An 18,657-nucleotide genomic window follows, 5' to 3' on the forward strand; every position below is an offset into this window, starting at 1 on the left:
CCGGCGCATTCGAAGAAGCGCAACGGCTGCCGGCAGGACGGGAGCTCGCTGAATACTTCGGCGTAACGGCACCGACTGTCATCATGGCTTATCAGCAGTTGGCCGAGGCCGGCTATCTGGTTTCGGTGCGAAGCCAGCATACTTCGGTGGCGAGCGAAGATCAGTGGCCGACGGACTGGCAGCCACCGATCGCGGTCAAGATTTCTGTCGAGGAGTTCGTCACCGAACTCACGGGGTCCTCGGATCCGGATTCTTTGATGGAGCAGGCGACGGCGGGTGGCCGGCGCGTGTCGTTCGGTGGTGCGCTGCTCACCGCGCTGCATCGAGCGCTTCTCGCCGGCGCATTCGAAGAAGCGCAACGGCTGCCGGCGGCATGGGAACTCGCTGAATACTTCGGGGAGTCGACAAAGACCGTGGCACTGGTTTATCGGCAACTGGCGGAGGCCGGCTATGTGAGTGTAGTCCCGGGCCGGGAGACTTCCGTGACGAGTCGAGAACAGTGGCCGAGCAACCCCGGTCCCCTCACCATCACCGTCGTACCTCCGGTCCGAAGTGAAGCCGCCGAACCACCCGCGACACCCAAGCTCTCTGCCGAAGACCTTGTCATCAAGCTGTCCGGAACCTCTGATGCCGGCTTGCTGGCGCGCCAGGCACGTGAGAGCAATTGGTACGCTGCCTTGGTTACAGGGTTGCACCAGGCGCTTCTCTCCAAGAACATCGAGGAGGGCCGACGGCTGCCTCCGAGCCGGGAACTTGCTGAGTATCTGGCTATATCGCGGTACTTCGTAGCCCGCGCTTACCAAGAGCTGGCCGAGGCAGGGTATCTGAATACCGGTCCTGGTCGGGGTGCCGCTGTGGCGGATCGAAAGCAGTGGCCCAAGAGCTGGAGCCCACAGGCCGCGCTCGATCTCTCTCCCGAGGAGTTCGTCGGCAAAATCACCGGCTCGTCCGACCCGGAACTTCTGGCGCGGCAGGCGGAAGTCGGAAGTTGGCGTACTGCGCTGATCTTCGCGCTCCACCGGGCGATTGTCGCCGGTGAATTCGATAAAGGCCAGCGTCTCCCGTCTGCTCGAAGCCTTGCCGAATACTTCGGTATATCGCCGTCCCCTGTCATATCGGTGTACCACGAACTTGTCGTGGCCGGGTTCTTGATTGCCGGGATGGGTAGGTCTACCACGGTGGCGAGCGACGAACAATGGCCGGAGGACTGGAGCCCCTCGTCTGCATATGAGCTTTCTCCTTCTGCCTATGAGCTTTCTCCTGAGAAGTTCGTCCGTAAACTCACCGGATCTGCTGCTACGGACCTATTGGCCCACCAGGCGTCTCGGAGTAGTTGGCACACTGCTCTCGTCTCTGCGCTGCACCGGGCGATTGTCGCCGGCGAATTCGAAAGAGGCCAGCGTCTCCCATCTACTCAGGGTCTTGCCGAATACCTCGATATATCGGTGAGAACCATCAACCGGGCGTATCGAGAACTGGCCGATGCCGGTTACCTGATTGCCGGCCGGGGCCGGGATTCTGTCGTGGCGGGAAGAGAACAATGGCCGGTGGAACACGGCATCCCGGCGGGCGCGATCGAGGTACCGGTAGATGTGGCTGCTGGAAGCGCCGAGACCGGCGCAGCCGAGCCCGGGCCGGTGGTGCGCGATACCGATCGGATCGGCAGTAATCCAACGGAGAGGCCGGTTACCGACGCGGAGGTCGAGACACCGCCCGGCAACGGTGCCGCACCGACAGCGGCCGAGCCGCGTGTCCCGGTGCGGCCCACACCGTGGAGCGGGGCTGCGCAGCGCATACCGGATGATCGAGATCCGCGGGGTGGGTCGACGAGACGTCCACCCCCGGAGATACCGACCGCGCAATAGGCTCCCGGCCGGATCGGCGGCCGCCTTCCGACCCGAACGACCCAGCCGAGCCCGGCCGGTCGATTGTGGATGTCAGGATGCTCCGGCCGCGCCGCTGTAGCGATGGTTGACGGTCGCGGGCCGGGTGCGATGAACCACGCGCGAATATGCCGCCGGGGTGGCAGGCCACCGCATCGGACTGCTACGACCACCGCGATGAGACACGGCCGGCTTCCGCGGGCTGTGGTCGCACTTGGATCGGATATCGCAATCGAACCGTGTGCTTTCCAGCAATGTGGCGACACCGTGGTGACGACTTCTTCGCGGAGACGTTTCGGCGGCACGCGAGGGGGTCGATCCGGGCGGGCGCCCGAGGTGCAGGATCGGCGCGCCCCCGCGTACGCCGCTGACATCGCTCGACGTCGACTCTGCGGGCGTCGACCGTCGGTGGTAAGAACGCCGACCCCGCGCCACCTATGGCGATCCGTTCGGTGGATACGCGATCGACGGGGTTGCCGGAGGTACCGACTTCGCCGGCGTCGAAGGCTCGGTCGTATTCGGTGCCGTGGTTGTCGGCGACGCGGGTGTTGTGGACATCTCCGCTGACGTGGATGTCGTGGTCGAACTCGCCGGAATCGAGGTCGTCGCGGTGTTCGTGGCCACGGTCGTGGTCATACCCGGGGTGCCGGCCGGCGCCGTCGTCGTGCTGGTCGGTGTCGTAGTGGTGCTGGTCGGTGCGGTTGTCGCGGTGGTCGGCACCGTGGTGGTCGCCGGGGCGGAGGTGACGGTGATCGTCGACGGATCGGCCGGCGTCGTCGTCGACGGATCGGCCGACACCGTCACCGTGGTCGGATCCGCCGGCACGGTGTCCGTCGGAGACGTGGTCACGGTCACCGTGGATATCGGGGTCGAGGTGACCGTACCCGGGACCTGCACGCTGAACGTAGCCTGGAACGAAAGGCTCGCCGTAGCAGAGAAACTCGCGCTCACCGATGCATCCGCCGGGTTCGCGGCGGGGGCATCCGTCGTCACGGCCGTCGTCGATTCCGCCGCAGTGGCGGTGCCGGTACCGGGGTCGGTGGAACCGGCGGTCGGCTGGGCGGACCCGGTATCGGTAGCCGTGCCGGTGGCCGCGACGTCCGGTACGGAGACCTCGCTCGGTGCGCCCGATGGCGTGTCCGTGCGCGTCACGCTGGTCCGGCTTCGGACGGTGCTGTGGTCGAAGGCACGCATGGTGAGTCCGCCCGAGTCGTTCAGCCGTATCGGCGGGCTCGATTCCGTCCGTACCATGAGCGTCGTCCCGATCGCCGTGGTCACCAACGCAGCCACCACACCGGCGCGCGACATCTGCCGCCGGAAGCGATCGGCCGATGGCCCCGCGGCGTGCCGACCCCGCCATCGCGGGATCCGAGGCCGCGGCGGCTCGGCGTTCATGTCCGGCTCTGCTCCTCGGCCCTCGCTGTTGTCAACGGTTTGCATACAACTACTGCTTTCTCCCTCGAAATGTGCCTGCCGCCGGGTACCGGCGACGGCATTCCGGACGGCATGATCCGAAAAATCCGTGACCACACCCTCGGCACCGGCCGAAAACAAGCCGGAAGTCGGGACATGGAATTCCGGCGATTGTGCCGAACGCCGAAGCCGCGGCAGTACGGTGTAGCCTCGCCGGACAGGTGGAGCGAGGCATCCGGTAATTCAGTTGGTTATCGAGTAGAGCAAGGCGCGGACACAGCCCGGCCGAACTTGCACAGCAAGACCTGGGCCGGAATTGCGCAGCGCCTCGGATTTCTCTCGAATCGTGTAGGGGTCCGCGATCGGGTTTTCAGGGCTTCGAGTAGGGATTCACGTCCCGCAGCCGTTGCCGGTGAATCTTTTGCAGTTCACCCGCCCTGGTGAGAAAGTCGGCGATTATGTCGAGTTCGGCGGAATTGTACGAGTTCAGCAACATCTTGTAGCTCTCGATGATCATGGGTACGACGAGTTCCTGTACGCGATGGGCCGCGAGTTCGGTGGCCATCACGATCACGCGACGACGATCGGTCGGGTGCAGCGATCGGGCGATGTAGCCCTGCTTCTCCAGCCGGTTGAGCATGATCGTGACGCCGGCAGCGGTGAGTCCGAGCCGTTCGGCCAGCATTCCCGGCGTCGTGGTCTTCTTCTCCTCGAGCAGGACGATCTCCAGTGCGCGCCGATCGGTCTCGTTCACGCCCAGCACCCTGATCAATTCGCGCATCAGATCCTCGACGGTTCCGTGATAGAACTCCAGGGCCCTCTTGAGCTCGACCGAGATCCGGGCGGGTGCGGTTGTTCTCGGGCACATAGGCCTTCCCCTCGATCACTCGAAACATGAAACCGCTCGGCAGAAGTCGCCGATCAGAGCGCGCTCGATCGCCGAGCGCCCGATTCCGCCCGCGGAATCAGGGAGATCGGTGGACTCGATGAATGCCGCAGGCCGCGGGAGCGCGGCACGGAACGGGGACAGTCGGGGAATCACGGGTGCGCGCTCTCGTTTTCCCTGCGTGCGGTCGGGATCGCCGCCGGGCGTTTGAAGCGGGCATGTGGGCTCCTGTCGATCGTTCGGCCGACAGCCCGAACCGCGGCTGACGATCATCACGAAAGCGAGCACCGCCGCGGGCGTCGAAGCGACCGTGGCTGTGCCGGATATGCACTGTACGACACAGCGGACGATGCGATACCGGGGATCGTATTATTCGGTCGAACCGGCTGCTACAACACCAAATTCGAAGCGGGGCAACCACTGTCGGGAACGAAGCCGGACCGGTACGGGCCGGGGGAGGCCTGGGCCGGGCTGCTGGGACAACCCGGTCCAGGCCTGTTCACCACAGGCCGCCGGTGTGAGCAACGGTCATTACGCCGTGGCGACCGTCGGCAGGCTCAGCTGACGGCTGTTGTGGTGAGGGTCGGGGATGGATTCGGGTAGCACGAGGTCGCGACATTGCCGACCAATGCGACGTTGGTCGTCATGGTCATGCCGGGACTGGTGTAGCTGGTCCCCGCGTACTTGCTGGTGATCGGTGTTCCGGCGGTGCCGGCGGTGACATTGATGGTCACCGCGGGCGGGGTGAAGCTGGTGCCGCCGGCGATCGGACCCGGCACGGTCAGAACGACATTCCCACCCGATGTGGAGACGGTACCGGCCACGGTACCCCCGGAGGCGGTAGCCGAGACCAATGTCGAATTCGCCGGAGTCGGAATGGTCATCTTCAGGTTGCTGATGTTGTTCACGGTGAAGCCGGAGGCCGAACTGGGGACCGACGAGGCGCCCGGCGTGATGGTGATGGCCACCGCGGAACCCGACGCCGCCGAGCTCGGCGCGGCGCCGGTGACCGTTGTGGTCATGTTCGACGTCTGGCCGATACCGAGGATCGTGCCCCGGCAGTTCCAGTTCACGCTGACGGGGTCGGCATTCGCCGGCGCGGCCGTACAAAAGAGGGCGGCGACGGCCACCGGAGCAAGAATGCCGGCACGAAGCAGGGACGAGGTCGATCTCATGGCTATCTCCAAGAAAGTTGAGCAACGGTACGACGGGATGTCTTACCCCTCCGGAATGGGTTTTTAAAATATAACCTGTTCTCATCTTTTCTGTGGTCTGAATCAACAATCCCGGCATGCTGAAATGTTATTATCCATTATTGAATATTAATTTCGGATAGTTAACTGCGGAAAAGTTTTTCGCATGGACGATGTTGTCCTGTTGTTTATCGGCGGATTCCTGGCGGCAGGGGATAAGCCTGCAATTGGCCGGAATCCGAGCCCCTACCTGAGACTATATCGACTTCTGTCCATCGCCAGCATTCATATGGTTACCGTGCGCGGCATTCTCTCACTCACCGACGCCCCGGGCGATGTGGAACCCGGCGCCGGCGAGGTCGACGTGGCGCGGGCCCCGTCCGGCCGGGTCGGCGGACCGGCTATGTCGCCTCGTTGTCGCCTGTTCGGGTGTGCGGAACGTGGGCACCGTCCGGCCGGAGCTCACCCGCCCGAGCGAGGACCCGGCGGGCCGCGGCGGCGACCGCTTCGTCGAGCATCTGCCCGTCCAGTTGGACGGCCCCGCTGCCGCGGGTCCGGGCCCGGTCGAGTGCGTCGAGGACTCGCCGGGCCTCGTGTATGGCGCTCTCGCCGGAGGCGAAGGTTGCTCTGGCCGTCTCGATCTGCGCCGGGTGTGCGAGCGCCTGCCCGCCGGACCTGGAAACCCGATGGGGTCACTCATGCCGTGGCATTGCCTCGCCCAAAAATGATAGCTACTGTCATAAAACATTCAATATCAATTTCGAGAGGCTGTCATGTCGACCCTGCTGTATCGGATCGGGCGGTTCGGTTTCCGCGCTCGACGACTCGTGGTCCTGCTCTGGGTGCTGGTCGTGGCCGTCCTGGGGGTGGGGGCCGCCACGCTGGCCTCCCCTTCCGCGACGTCCTTCAGCCTGCCCGGCACGCAATCCCAGGAAGCGTTCGATCTGCTGGCGGAACGGTTCGCCGAGATGCCGCTGGACGGCGGGTCCGCCCAGATCGTGTTCGTCGCCGAGCACGGCTCGGTGACCGATCCCGCGCTGCGCCGGCAGATCACCGCGGTGGTCGACCGGGCTGCCGGTGCGGCCGAGGTGGCGGCAGTGCGCAACCCCTTGGACAGCGGCCTGATCTCGGCGGACCGGCGGATCGCCGTCGCCGAGGTGACCTACGCGGTGTCCTTCGAGGCAGTACGTGACTCGAGCCGTCAGGAACTCATGGATCTGGTCGAACGCAGCGGTTCGGCCGACCTGCGGGTCGCGGTGGGCGGGGACGTGATGGAGCTGATGCCGGATGTGAGCAAGGAACTCGTCGGATTGCTCATCGCCGCGGTGGTTCTCGTGATCACCCTGGGGTCGCTGGCCGCCGCGGGGATGTCGCTGGTCACCGGGCTGACCGGCGTCGCCGTCGGCCTCCTCGGAATTCTCACGGCCACCGCTTTTCTCGACCTCGGCGTCACGACACCGATCCTCGCGCTCATGCTCGGCCTCGCCGTCGGCATCGACTACGCGCTGTTCATCGTGTCCCGCTACACCCATGAGCTGACCCGGACTCCCGACCCCGAGGAGGCGATCGGCCGGGCGGTGGGCACCGCCGGATCCGCCGTTCTCTTCGCCGGTCTGACCGTGGTGATCGCGCTCCTCGGACTCGGCGTCGTGGGTATCGGCCTGCTCACCGAAATGGGAGTCGCCGCCGCCGTGACCGTGGTCGTCGCGGTGCTGGTGGCCCTCACCCTGCTGCCGGCGCTGCTCGGGTTCGCCGGGCGGCGGGTGTTGCGGCGCGGCCGGCGCTCTGCCGAAAGCGCCCCGCCCGCGGCGAGCGGCCGGCGTACCCTCGCGCAGCGCTGGGCGACGCTGACCACCCGCAGGCCGGTGGCAACCCTGATCGTCGCGTTCCTCGGGCTCGGTGTCCTGACCGTTCCGGCACTGGACCTGCGCCTCGGCGTCCCCGATCAGGGCACCTACCCGGAGCATTCGACCCAGCGTCAGGCCTACGACGCGGTGGCGGAGGGGTTCGGCCCGGGATTCAACGGCCCACTGCTCGTGGTTGCCGACCTCACCGGCGCGCCACAGCCCGGGGACGCCGCGCGGCGAGTGCACGCGGCCCTCGCGGGAACCGAAGGCGTCGCCATGGCGGCACCCCCGGAGTTCAACCCGGCCGGTGACACGGCCATCATCGGGGTCGTCCCGCGAAGCGGACCCGACAGCGAAGAGACCGAACAACTGGTCCAGCGGTTGCGCGGCGGTGTCGCCGAGAGCGTGACGGGCTACGGCGCCCGGATCGCGGTCACCGGAACCGCCGCCGTCATCATCGACTTCAGCGACCGGATGGCGGACGCCCTGTGGATCTACCTCCTGGTGGTGGTCGGCCTGTCGTTCCTGCTGCTGATGACGGTGTTCCGCTCGCTCGTCGTGCCGCTGAAGGCCACGGTGGGTTTTCTGCTCAGTGTGGCGGCGACCTTCGGTGTTCTGGTGGCCACATTCCAATGGGGCCATCTGGAATGGCTGGGAATCCGCGACACCGACGTCGTGGTGAGCATGCTGCCGATCTTCATCATCGGCGTCGTCTTCGGGCTGGCCATGGACTACGAGGTGTTCCTGGTGACCCGGATGCGGGAGGAGTACGTGCACGGCGCCCCGGCGGTCTCGGCGGTCCGCGCCGGATTCGGTCACGGCGCGCGCGTGGTGTCGGCGGCCGCGATCATCATGGTGAGTGTGTTCGCCGGGTTCGCCACCGGCGAGGCGAGCGATATCGTGCAGATCGGTGTCGCGCTGGCGGCGGCGGTCGCGGTCGACGCCTTCGTGGTGCGGATGACGGTCGTCCCGGCGGTACTCGCGCTTGTCGGAGACAAGGCCTGGTGGCTGCCGCGATGGCTGGACCGGATACTGCCGAACCTGGACGTCGAAGGAGAGAAGTTGCGCGCCGCGGCGGCGCCCGCCCCCGCCGTGGCGCCCCACCCCGTTGTCCGGCCCGCGAAAGGTTCGGCAGGATGAAGCCATGAGCACCGGCGGGCTGCGAGAACTCAAGAAGAAGCGGACGCGTGAAGCCATCCAGGACCACGCACTGCGCCTCTACCGGGAGAAGGGGTACGCGAATACCACGCTCGAGGAGGTGGCCGCGGCCGCCGAGGTTTCGCCGAGCACGCTGTTCCGCTATTTCCCCACCAAACCGGATACGGTGCTCTTCGACCGCGTGGACCCCCTCTTCCTGGAGAAGTTCCTCGCCGAGCCCGCCGAGCTCTCTCCGCTGGAAGCCGGGCGCAACGCCCTGCTCGCCGTGCTCGCCAACACCGACCAGGATCTGGCCGCGCTGGAGACCACCCGGATGAAACTCATCGCCACGGTCCCGGAACTCCGCGGGGCCGTGGCACAGAAAGTGGAGACGGACCTGCCGCAGTTCATCGAGGCCGTCGCCCGCCGCACCGGCCGGCAGCCGGACGATCGCCGGGTCCGATACTGGAGCGGCGCGGTGGCGGGTGTCGCACTGATGGCCTATCTGCGAGCGATCGAGAACGGCGAGGACATCTATGCCGTGGTCGACGAGGCACTGGAGTTTCTCGCGAACGGAATGCCGCTCTGACAGAAGGCATTCCGGTATGAAAGGCCGTTACGGCACCGCCGGGGCGCCGGGCGGCCCGTCGTCGACGGGCCGCCCGTTGCGTGGGACCGTGCCCTCGGGATGAGGGGCCGGTCTGCGGTTCCGGGCTCGCGTTCCTACCCGAAGGCGCGCCCCTGCTCCTTGTCCAGTGCGGTCTCGCTCTTGTTCTTCAGGACGAAGAGGTAGACGACCAGCGAGATACCGATGACGACCGTCACGTACGCGATGAACCACGGCACCTGTCCGCCGTTCTTCGCGGCCTGATAGATCATCGGCGCGGTCCCGCCGAACACCGAATTGGCCAGCGCGTATCCGATACCGACGCCCAGGGCCCGGATATGCGAGGGGAACAGTTCGGCTTTGACGATGGCATTGATGGACGTGTAGCCGGTGAGCAGCACGTAGCCGACGCAGGTCACCACCAGTGTCGCCGCCACCGAGGTGGCGTCCTGGAGGAAGGTGATGAGGAACCAGGTGTAGAGGACGCCGCCGATGCCGAAGAACACCAGGACGGGTTTGCGGCCCACCTTGTCGCTGACCAGTCCGCCGATCGGCTGCAACAGCATGAGGAAGATCAGTCCGGTGAGGTTGATCCAGGTGGCCGTCATCCCGTGCCCGTCGAACGCGGTCTTGACCATGGCCGGGGCGTTCACGCTGTAGGTGTAGAACGCCAGCGTGCCACCCATGGTGACCAGGAAGCACACCAGCAGCGGCCGCCAGTATCCGGCCAGTAGCACACGCAAAGAGCCGGATTCGGAATCCTCGCCCCGCCGGACCGCCTCGAGCTGTTCGGGGGTCAGCGATTCGTCCATGCTCCGGCGCAACCAGAACACCACGACCGCGGCCACACCGCCGATGAAGAAGGCGATCCGCCAGCCGAAATCGGAGATCTCTTCCTTGTCCAGGAACACCTGCAGCACCAGCAGGGTGAGCTGGGCGAGCACATGGCCACCGATGAGGGTGACGTACTGGAAGGAGGAGAAGAAGCCGCGGCGTTCCCGCGTGGCCGCCTCGGACATGTAGGTGGCCGACGCGCCGTACTCGCCGCCGGTCGCGAAGCCCTGCACCAGTCGGCACAGGATCAGGATCACGGCCGCGCCCACGCCGATCGTCTCGCGTCCCGGCACGAGCGCGATCACCAGCGAACATGCCGCCATCAGCGAGACGCTGAAGGTGAGCGCCGCGCGCCGGCCGCGCCGGTCGGCATAGCGGCCGAAGAACCACGATCCGACCGGACGCATGAGGAACGTGACGGCGAAGATCGCGTACACGTAGACGGTGGAGTTCTTGTCCGCGGAGTCGAAGAAGTGGCTCTCGAAGTACGAGGCGAACACCGTGTAGACGTAGACGTCGTACCACTCGACGAGATTGCCCGATGATCCGCGCAGCGTGTTCCAGACCGCGCGGCGCGTCGCCGCCCGCGAGGAGGTCGATTCGGTGGTCGGCGGCTGCCCGTCGGGGGCGGCCGGATCCGAGGTCGTGGTTTCGGACATAAGTGATCCCTCTCGTTCACTCGTACACGGAGTGCGCGGCGACCGGGATCCCGCACAGCTCCGCACTCAGTGTGCAGGTAGGGCGCACGCTCCGGAGGCGGGGTCGGTAATTTCCCCGGTCGGTGGAAGGGACCGGGCACCTCCGGAACACCTCGGCGCGGGGGCCGGTCTTCGCGGGCGCGGCGGACTTCGACCTCGAACTGCTCGGGAGCCGGACGCTCGACGGCAACATTTAGGAACTCGTGTACCGCCCCACTCCGCACACCTGGGCGTGGCGCGCGGGCGTGACGAACGCCGGCAACCGCGCCCCGTGCGATGGACCGGGGATCCGTCGCGTGGCGCGCGGTCGAGTCCCGTATCAGGGCGACGTGTGCACCAACCGCCACAGCGACGTGACCTCGGCGCGCCGGGCCTCGTGGAGTGGGTCGGTGGGATCCGCGGCCCGGGGATGCCGGGGCTCGGTGTCGTGGCGGCCCGCCACCCGGAGACCGGCCGCGGCGATACGGGCGAGAAGTTCCGCGCGCGTCCGCAAGCCGATCCGCTCGGCGAGATCGGACAGGATCAGCCAGGCCTCACCGGTCGCGGTGAGATGGGCCGGCAGGCCGTCCAGGAAGCGGTGGAGCATATCGGATCCGGGATCGTAGATGCCCAGCTCCAGGGCGGAGGTCGGCTCCGCCGGAAGCCAGGGCGGGTTGCATACGATCAGGTCGGCTCGACCACCCGGCCACAGGTCGGCCTCGGAGATGCGCACGCGGTCGGTGAGGCCGAGCCGCCGCATATTCGCGCGCGCGCAGCGCACGGCACGGGGGTTGATATCGGTGGCCACCACCCGGGCGCCCCGCCGGGCGAGAACGGCAGCCAGCACTCCGGTGCCGGTGCCGAGTTCGAATACCAGCGGCTGCTCGGCGGCCGACGGCCAGGGGGCGCGGTGGACCAGATCGATGTACTCGCCGCGAATCGGTGAGAAGACGCCGTAATCCGGATGGATGCGCGCGCCCAGCGCGGCAATATCGACCCCATTGCGATGCCACTCGTAGGCGCTGAGGACACCGAGGAGTTCGGGCAGCGACACACAGATCCGCTCGCCGTGCCGCGGGTCCCCGGCGCCTACGCCGTACGCGTGGTCGCAGGCCGGCCGGACATCCGGTGCACGCCGGAGTCGCAGCGAGTGGTCGGGCTCCAGCACGACCAGTAGCCGGCCGAGCAGTCCGGCTCGTTCGGCGCGCGCGGCGCGGTGGTCGTGGAAGCGGGCGACCGGGTCGCCGGCGGGTGGCGTGGGGCGCGGAACCCGGCGCAGGCGGCGCTCCACGGCCCGCGCGAGCTGGCGGGCATTGTGGAAATCGCCTCGCCAGAGCAGGCCCGTGCCCGACCTCGCCAGCCGGTACGCGGCCTGCGCGGTGACGCGGTCGTCCACGGCGACAATATGTTCGGGTGCGGGGGTGCCGTTCTCCGAATGCCATCGGGTGCGAAGAGACGATCCGTGTTCGGTCCAACCTATCGTGGACATGATGTACTCCTGAGGGAACGAAGGTGCCTGGGGCGGTAACGCTTCGACGCGGGAGTACGGCAGGAATCAGCCGCTGATCAGTACAAGGACCGGCCGGATCGCTCCCACGTCGTAGCGTGGAAACGGTGATCGCCCAACACCATGCCCATGACCACGGTCGATTCCTTTCGTCCGGTCACCCAGCATGGCACAGACCCGCTGTCGCGCCGCACTCGGTAGGGTGCGCGGGGTCCCCGGATATCACCCCACAGTGCGAGCCGACCCCGTACCGCGGGCTTACCGGGGTCGATAATTTCGTCGATAGCGTCGGTCTCGACGACATCGCCCCCTCGTTCCGCACCGGGCAACCACCGCCGGCTCTCCGGTCGACATCGATCGGACGGCAGCGGCAACGGGCGAAGTGGGCTCCGAAATCGACTCCGAGGAATTGCTATGACGACACCGGCTCTGGTCCCGGATTCACCGCCGCGGTCGGCACGGCGCGGCGACCGCGGCGACTACGCCCGCCTGCTGCGCCGGGTCTCCGACGCGGGACTGTTGGACCGGCGGCCCCGCTACTACGCTGTCCGGCTCGGCCTGGTGGGAACCGCGTTCGTTGCCGGATGGACCGCATTCGTCGCGGTCGGCGACTCGTGGTGGACGCTCGCCGTGGCGGCGTTCCTGTCCGTGACCTGCGCTCAGGTGGCGCTCGTCATGCACGATGTCGCGCACCGCCAGGTCTTCCGGCTCCGGCGGCCGACGGAGCTCATGGGCCGGATCGCCGGCAACGCGGGCATAGGTCTGGGTTACGGCTGGTGGCAGGACAAGCACACCCGGCATCACGCCAACCCGAACCATGAGGAACTCGACCCCGACGTCGCGCCCGACATCCTGCTCTGGTCCCAACGGCAGGCGCGCGCCAGCCGCGGCCTGCCCCGTCTCATCGGCAGGGCGCAGGCCTTCCTGTTCTTCCCGCTACTGCTCCTGGAAGGCCTCAACCTCCATGTGGCGGGCATCCGAGCGCTCCGGAATCGATCGGTCGGCCGCCGCGGTCTGGAGGGCACGCTGCTCATCGGCCACTTCGCCGCCTACCTGGTCGCGGTGTTCGCGGTGCTGCCCGCCGACAAGGCCGTCGTATTCCTCCTCGTCCACAAGGCCCTGTTCGGTCTGTACATGGGCTGCATCTTCGCCCCGAACCACAAGGGCATGCCGACCCTCACCGGTGACGACCGCCCCGACTACCTGCGCCGGCAAGTGCTGACCTCTCGTAATGTCCGGGGTGGTGTCCTGACCGATATCGCGCTCGGCGGACTCAACTACCAGATCGAACACCATCTGTTCCCGAGTATGCCGACGCCGAACCTGCGTCGTGCCCAACCGATCGTCCGCGCCTACTGCGCCGAGATCGGTGTGCCCTATCACGAGACGGGGCTGATCGCGTCGTACCGGGAGGCGCTGCACCATCTGTACCGAGTCGGTGCGCCACTGCGCGCCGACGGCTGACATCGGGACCTTGGAGCCGGCCGGATCGAACCGCCACGGCGCGATCCGCCCACGCCGCCGGGCTCGGCATCCGCAGACGGAGCAACCGACCGCCGAAAGGGCTCGAGTTCCCATTGTTGAGGAGCCGGAAGGGATTCGGTCAGTATTGTTCGATCGGCAACCAGGGGAAAGTTATGTCGGTCGACTCTACGGGCGAGGTGGGATCGCGCCGCGCGACACCACTCGGCCGAGCACGACAGTACGCTCGACATCCTGGCCGGTGCCGGCACGACCAGAGAACAGCGGTATCAGTACAGGAAGTGTTGATATGAACCGTGTTTCGTGCGGTGGCGATGCGATGCGGAGTTCGGCCGCCGGATCGAACGAAACCGGTGCGGGCCACGGCGGTGCGCCGCGTTGTTCGCATGGGCGCAAACGCCGCCGAATTACGCTACCGGCAGGGGGCTCCGGCCGGAGAGCGGCTCCGTGTCGATAGTAAGCAGTGCGGGGGCGATCCGGCGTGCGGCCCGGCGTCTGGTCGGTGCGACCGACGACGTCGGGGAGGGGCTGTCGGACTCTATGCATGCCGTCGCGGCCAGGGGGCGGCGGGGGGCCGATACGATCGCGGACGCCGGCGACCCGGCGCGTTTTCGAGCAGGATCCGGTGACGGGTGGAACTCGGCCGAAGCGAGTCCGGCGCGCATGGCGATTCTCGAACTCTCCCGAGAGTTCACGCTTCGGGGCCAGCTACGTGAGTTGGAGCGACGTCGATGGACGCTCGCGCAGCGATTGGAGGAGCGTCCGGGGTCGCGGAGGCTCATGTCGAGGCTCGAGCGGGCCGAGCGGGAACACTCGGAGCTCACGGATGAACTGAACAGCATCAATGCCCGTCGGGCGGCCGAGGGCCGGAATGAGTGGGTGCCGAACCACAGCGAGCGCGACATCGCGGAACTGCGAGACGCGCAGAACCGGGTGCACGAGGGCAGACGTGCGCTGGAGGAGCTGAGGACACGGCGGGAGGAACTCAGGACACAACGGGACGAACTGCGCCGACAACGGCAGAGGGAGTGGGACGACACCACGCCGGCCCGCACCGACGACCCGAGCGGTGTGACAGCCCAGCCGCGCTGGCATGTCCTGGAAAGCCGATACGGCGACGAGGAAGCAAGGGTGCTGCCGGATCTGTCCGGGGCGCGGAACAACGCCCATTGGATGGCGGGGGAGCTGGCGAGCGAACGGCAACGGGTGGAGCGAGAGATCCGGGGGCTGGAGCGCGACGTCACGAGAGAACAGGATCGCCTGGACACGGCACGGGAAAGGGCGCATGCCCAGGCGGAGGCAGAGGAGCGGGCACGCGTGGAAAGAGAGGCGCGGGAACAGGCGCGCCTCGAGGAGGAGCGGCAGCGTCGCCTCGACGAGGAGGCGCGGGAACAGGCACGCGTGGAGCGGGAGCGGCAGGAGCGCCTGGCCAGGGAGGCCGAGGAACAGGCGCGCGTGGAGCGGGAGCGGCTGGCGAGGGAGGCCGAGGAACAGGCGCGCCTGGCCAGGGAGGCGGACCGGGCGAGCAGGCAGGAAGGACGGGACGAACTCTTGGTCTTGCACGAGCCGGGCCTGCCCGACCGCAACCGTGGCGGTGCGGACCCGGACGCCGGTAGACGTGGAGGCGCGCCGGAGGCCGGAAGGCGTGGGGACGAGGGGGATTCCGAAAGGCGTCGGGACGAGCGGGATTCCGGTAGGGGTGCGGATTCCGGCAGGGGTTCTGGTGCGGGTTCCGGTTCTGGCGTGGGTTCCGGTTCTGGCGTGGGTTCCGGTTCTGGTGCGGGTTCCGGTTCTGGCGCGGGTTCCGGTTCTGGCGTCGGGTCTGGCTCCGGTGTGGGTTCCGGTTCGGGGGCAGGGGCTGGTTCGGGGTCGGCAGCGGGTAGCGGTTCGGGTTCCAGCCGGACCCGTCGGACCGTCGGCGCCGTCGCCGTCGGCGCGGTTGCCGTGGGGGCAGGTGTTTACGCCATCGACGCTCTTTCGGACTCGGAGTCGGACTCGAGTGCGAGTTCGGGGCCGGAGGGTACGGGCTCGGATGCGAAAGGTACGAGTTCGGGTGCGGAGGGTACGGGCTCGGATGCGAAAGGCACGAGTTCGGGTGCGGAGGGTACGGGCACGGGTTCGACTGCGAGCTCCGCGGGATCGGGTTCGGACTCGGCGTCGAGTGCGAGTGCGAGTGCGGGTTCGGGTTCGGGCTCTGGGTCGGCTTCGCAGGTCGCCGCGGGGGCTCCGGGTACGGGTTCGCAGGCTGCCGCGGCTGCGGCACCGAGTTCCCGGGCCGGGGTTTCGAATTCCGGTTCGTGGGGTGATGTGGCGAACCCGAGTCCGGCCGGCTTCGCTGGAACCGGCTCTACCGCTGCCGATCTCGGACTCGGTACCGGCGGGGGTGGCGCCTCGGATATCAGTTCCGGCAGCGACGCGGCCGACGACTCGGCGGCGGAGATCCCCCGTGCGCCCGACAACGCGCAGCCTCCGGGCAGCATGGGGGCGGGTCAGATGTCCGCGGCGGTTCCGTCTGCCGGGGGGCAACAATTCGATCCTTCCAGTCTCCTGATGCCCTTGATGCTGTCGAATCTCCAGGACCCCGGATTCACCGATACCGATCCCGGTGGGGACCGGGAAATCGACCGCGACCGGTACGAGGATCCCGGGCCGCAGCGGGGAGCTCCACCGGCCGCCCGGCAGCCCGCTCCGGGGACGGTGACCACACCGCCGGTCCAGCCGTCGCCGGGCGAGGCGGTAGCGGCGGCGGATCCCGGACCGCAGGATGATGGGAACGCACCGCGGACGGTGGCTCCGGCGGGCGAAAAGACGCGAGACGAGGACGGACGTGTTCCGTACACCCACACCGCGGACGGCGTCGCCGAGCGGGTGTGGCCGAGTGTCGCCCAGGCTTACGAAACGGCGTACAGCAACAAGAGCGGTACCGACGGGAAAGCCGCCTATGCCGGTACGGAGGCCGAGTGGCTCGACGCGAACGCCTTGGAACCGGTCGATCCGTACGATCTGGCCAGCGGTGATCTCATCACCTTCGACAACGGCTCGGCGGTGGTACGTGTGCAGCGCAAGGACGGTGATCCGGAGGGCGGCATCGTAGATGTCATCATCAAGGGAGAGTTGACGCCGATCGCGGAGGTAATGGACGACGGTGCCGGTGAACTCGGTGCGTTCGCCGGTTTCCGACATCCACCCGGTGTCGAACCGCCCGCGCCGGCGGAGGGCGGCACCGGTGTCGCCGGCCCTGGGTCGCCGGGTGACGAGTCCGGTGACGCGACCATGCCCGTCTGATCGAGGCCGGCGCTTCTCATCTTGCGGGGCCGAGGCGCCTGCAGCGCGCCGGCGTACCCTTTCGCGCGCTCCCCGATCGACCCCGGCCATCCGGTCGATCCGGGAGCGACCCGAGGACACCTCGGGCCGCTCACTCGGATCACTGCACTAGCGAACTCTCGGGCGTCTGCCGACCGAAGCGAACGTTGCCCGAGTCGGCCGCCGAGTACGGACACCTGCTCGTTGGCGGCCCGTCTTGCCCGGTCTTCGCCGGTTCAGTAATAGGCACCGGCGAGCATGCCGAGGATGTTCAGAAAGATGATGTATTTGAGGAAACCAGGCATTGCGTACTCTCTCGGTCGTCGTATCGGTCGGCGAACGGCTTCCACTACGGATCGCTGTTCGATTCTCGCGCAGCACTCATGACCATGTGCGCCGCTTCGTCCTTCGGTGATTGCGCGGATTTCGTTACAATGCGCGCCATCAGCGACTCCAGGGCTCGGCGTGTGGTCCTCCCCGTTCATTCGCCGGAAGTGTGTTCGGAGCCGGTCGTGTTGTACCAGACCTCATCGGTTGGTTTTTATCGCCACGTCCGGCCGGAATTAGCGGCGACTTCGATATCCGATGATCGGTCCTCCGGTATCGGATATTCGAGTCGGAGCCGGTCTCGTGAGGTTCCATCCTGAATTTGTTCGCGAATTGTAAATTTCGCGGTGCGGCCGGAGAGAAGAAGAACTGACCGTTCGGGTGGTGGCCGCCGGCGGAGGGTGGACCGGAGTCGGAGAGCGGAGCGTGCACGACAACCCCGGCACCTGCCACGAGTCCTGAATTGGCTCATCAGAGGCCCATTTTGCGCCGGAGAGGCCGATTCTCTCTTGTGCGGACCTACGGAAGCTGCGGGGAGACCACACTCCAGAGGGCAGCTCCGTGGCGGCCCGCGCGGGAGACGAGCCCAGCCGGGCAACGATGGCGTTGCAGGATCTGGAAATTCGCTATGACGACCGGTCTGTGGCAGGACTGCGGGATCTGAAGGGCGCGCAGCAGAACGTCGAGTGGATGGCGGGGGAGCTGGGCAAACAGCGGCTAGGGCTGGAGCGTGAGGTAGGACGCCTGGAAAGCGAGATTCTGAAGGCGCAGGAGAAGAACCAGCGGGTACAGGAGAAGGACCAAGAGAAAGAACGGAAGAAGTCGGAGAAGGCACAGGAGAATGAGCAGAGAGGTGAGAGGGCCGGGAAGGCGCGATCGGTCGGTGCCGCCGTGGGCGGCGTCTTGGCCGGGGCCGCAGTTGCCGTCGGTGTCGGTGCTGCTATCGACTGGGCCTCCGAGGACAGCAATTCGGGTACAGGCGATGCTGCTGGCGATGCGGGTTCCGGAGATGCCGCCATCGATACAGGTTCCGCGGATGCCGCTACCGATTCGGGCTCCGCGGGCGGCGATTCGGTTTCGGCCGGGGGCGTTGGCGATTCGGCTTCCACCGGTGCTGTCGGCGTTTCGGATTCAGGGGTCGCCGCGGCCGATCCGGTGTATACCGGAATCAGCAGCGCGGCTCCCGCCGGCGCCGAGCACGAACGATCTGATGAGCGGTGACATCATCATGTTCGACAACGGATCGGCGATAGTGCGGGTTCGGACCGAGGAAGGCGATCCGGAAGGGGGCGACATAGACGTCATCGTCAAGGGCGAGCTGACATCGATCGAGGCCGTGATCGCGGATGGTGTGGACGAGCTCGGAGGGTTCGCCGGTTTCGGGCACCCGCCCGGCATCGAACTGCCCGCGCCGGAGGATCGGAGCGCGGGAGGTTCTCTGCCGATGGGCGGTGACCAGCCCGGCGATACGACCATGTCCGCCTGACCGGAATCAGGAGGTACTGTCCGCTGTCGCGGGCAGTACGAATCGCCGGTGCACCCGATCCACCGGCATACGCTC

Annotated in this window: 13 protein-coding genes and 1 pseudogene; 10 read left to right on the forward strand and 4 right to left on the reverse strand. The window is 67.2% G+C overall.

The features are described from left to right. Together ON38_RS34390 and ON38_RS26845 are read left to right on the forward strand one after the other, a co-directional pair. The coding region (locus tag ON38_RS34390; protein WP_157181928.1) for a GntR family transcriptional regulator at positions 1–1,865 on the forward strand (1,865 nt) is incomplete at its 5' end. 568 nt (positions 1,866–2,433) lie between these two features. Next, the gene (locus tag ON38_RS26845) at positions 2,434–3,393 is read left to right on the forward strand and encodes a hypothetical protein (RefSeq protein WP_157181929.1); all 960 of its coding nucleotides are present in this window, start codon (positions 2,434–2,436) and stop codon (positions 3,391–3,393) included. 273 nt (positions 3,394–3,666) lie between these two features. Here ON38_RS26845 and ON38_RS26850 read toward each other — a convergent pair whose 3' ends face one another. After that, positions 3,667–4,164 carry a MarR family winged helix-turn-helix transcriptional regulator gene (locus ON38_RS26850; protein WP_039827816.1) on the reverse strand — a complete coding sequence of 166 codons (498 nt, stop codon included), beginning with the start codon at positions 4,162–4,164 and terminating at the stop codon, positions 3,667–3,669. A 575-nt stretch (positions 4,165–4,739) separates the two neighbouring features. Continuing rightward, positions 4,740–5,066 carry a hypothetical protein gene (locus ON38_RS26855; RefSeq protein ID WP_245564231.1) on the reverse strand — a complete coding sequence of 109 codons (327 nt, stop codon included), beginning with the start codon at positions 5,064–5,066 and terminating at the stop codon, positions 4,740–4,742. On the opposite strand from ON38_RS26855, the gene ON38_RS26860 reads away from it, so the two are divergent. The 3 genes from ON38_RS26860 (at position 5,059) to ON38_RS26870 (ending at position 8,948) form a co-directional block, all read left to right on the forward strand. Next, entirely contained in the window at positions 5,059–5,424 is a 366-nt protein-coding gene (locus ON38_RS26860; protein ID WP_157181930.1) for a hypothetical protein, read from the forward strand. The two genes, ON38_RS26855 and ON38_RS26860, sit on opposite strands and share 8 nt — an antisense overlap. A gap of 724 nt (positions 5,425–6,148) precedes the next feature. Further along, a complete protein-coding gene (locus ON38_RS26865; RefSeq protein ID WP_051165220.1) occupies positions 6,149–8,362 on the forward strand; it encodes an MMPL family transporter in 2,214 nt (737 codons plus the stop codon). A 4-nt stretch (positions 8,363–8,366) separates the two neighbouring features. Further along, entirely contained in the window at positions 8,367–8,948 is a 582-nt protein-coding gene (locus tag ON38_RS26870) for a TetR/AcrR family transcriptional regulator (protein WP_039827819.1), read from the forward strand. A gap of 134 nt (positions 8,949–9,082) precedes the next feature. Here ON38_RS26870 and ON38_RS26875 read toward each other — a convergent pair whose 3' ends face one another. After that, the gene (locus ON38_RS26875) at positions 9,083–10,459 is read right to left on the reverse strand and encodes an MFS transporter (RefSeq protein WP_039827820.1); all 1,377 of its coding nucleotides are present in this window, start codon (positions 10,457–10,459) and stop codon (positions 9,083–9,085) included. Positions 10,460–10,623: 164 nt separating this feature from the next. Between ON38_RS26875 and ON38_RS37680 the strand changes: the two are divergent. Further along, a pseudogene (locus ON38_RS37680) lies at positions 10,624–10,695 on the forward strand (dihydrofolate reductase family protein); the annotation flags it as partial. 122 nt (positions 10,696–10,817) lie between these two features. Here ON38_RS37680 and ON38_RS26880 read toward each other — a convergent pair. After that, positions 10,818–11,966: a N5-glutamine methyltransferase family protein gene (locus ON38_RS26880; protein WP_039827821.1), complete on the reverse strand. Its 1,149-nt coding sequence runs from the start codon at positions 11,964–11,966 to the stop codon at positions 10,818–10,820. Between the two features lie 432 nt (positions 11,967–12,398). Here ON38_RS26880 and ON38_RS26885 point away from each other — a divergent pair, with 432 nt between their 5' ends. The 4 genes from ON38_RS26885 to ON38_RS26910 all read left to right on the forward strand — a co-directional run bounded on the left by ON38_RS26885 (position 12,399) and on the right by ON38_RS26910 (position 18,582). Further along, a complete protein-coding gene (locus ON38_RS26885) occupies positions 12,399–13,448 on the forward strand; it encodes a fatty acid desaturase family protein (RefSeq protein ID WP_039827822.1) in 1,050 nt (349 codons plus the stop codon). 2,568 nt (positions 13,449–16,016) lie between these two features. Further along, positions 16,017–16,751, forward strand: coding sequence for a hypothetical protein (locus tag ON38_RS35680; protein ID WP_039827825.1), 735 nt, complete (start codon positions 16,017–16,019; stop codon positions 16,749–16,751). A gap of 945 nt (positions 16,752–17,696) precedes the next feature. Continuing rightward, positions 17,697–18,317, forward strand: coding sequence for a hypothetical protein (locus ON38_RS26905; protein ID WP_039827826.1), 621 nt, complete (start codon positions 17,697–17,699; stop codon positions 18,315–18,317). Then, positions 18,307–18,582, forward strand: a complete 276-nt coding sequence (locus ON38_RS26910) for a hypothetical protein (protein ID WP_039827827.1) — start codon at positions 18,307–18,309, stop codon at positions 18,580–18,582. Before ON38_RS26905 ends, ON38_RS26910 begins: the two co-directional genes overlap by 11 nt. Positions 18,583–18,657 lie beyond the last annotated feature (75 nt).

Source organism: Nocardia testacea NBRC 100365 (assembly GCF_000308775.1).
Taxonomy (GTDB): domain Bacteria; phylum Actinomycetota; class Actinomycetes; order Mycobacteriales; family Mycobacteriaceae; genus Nocardia; species Nocardia testacea.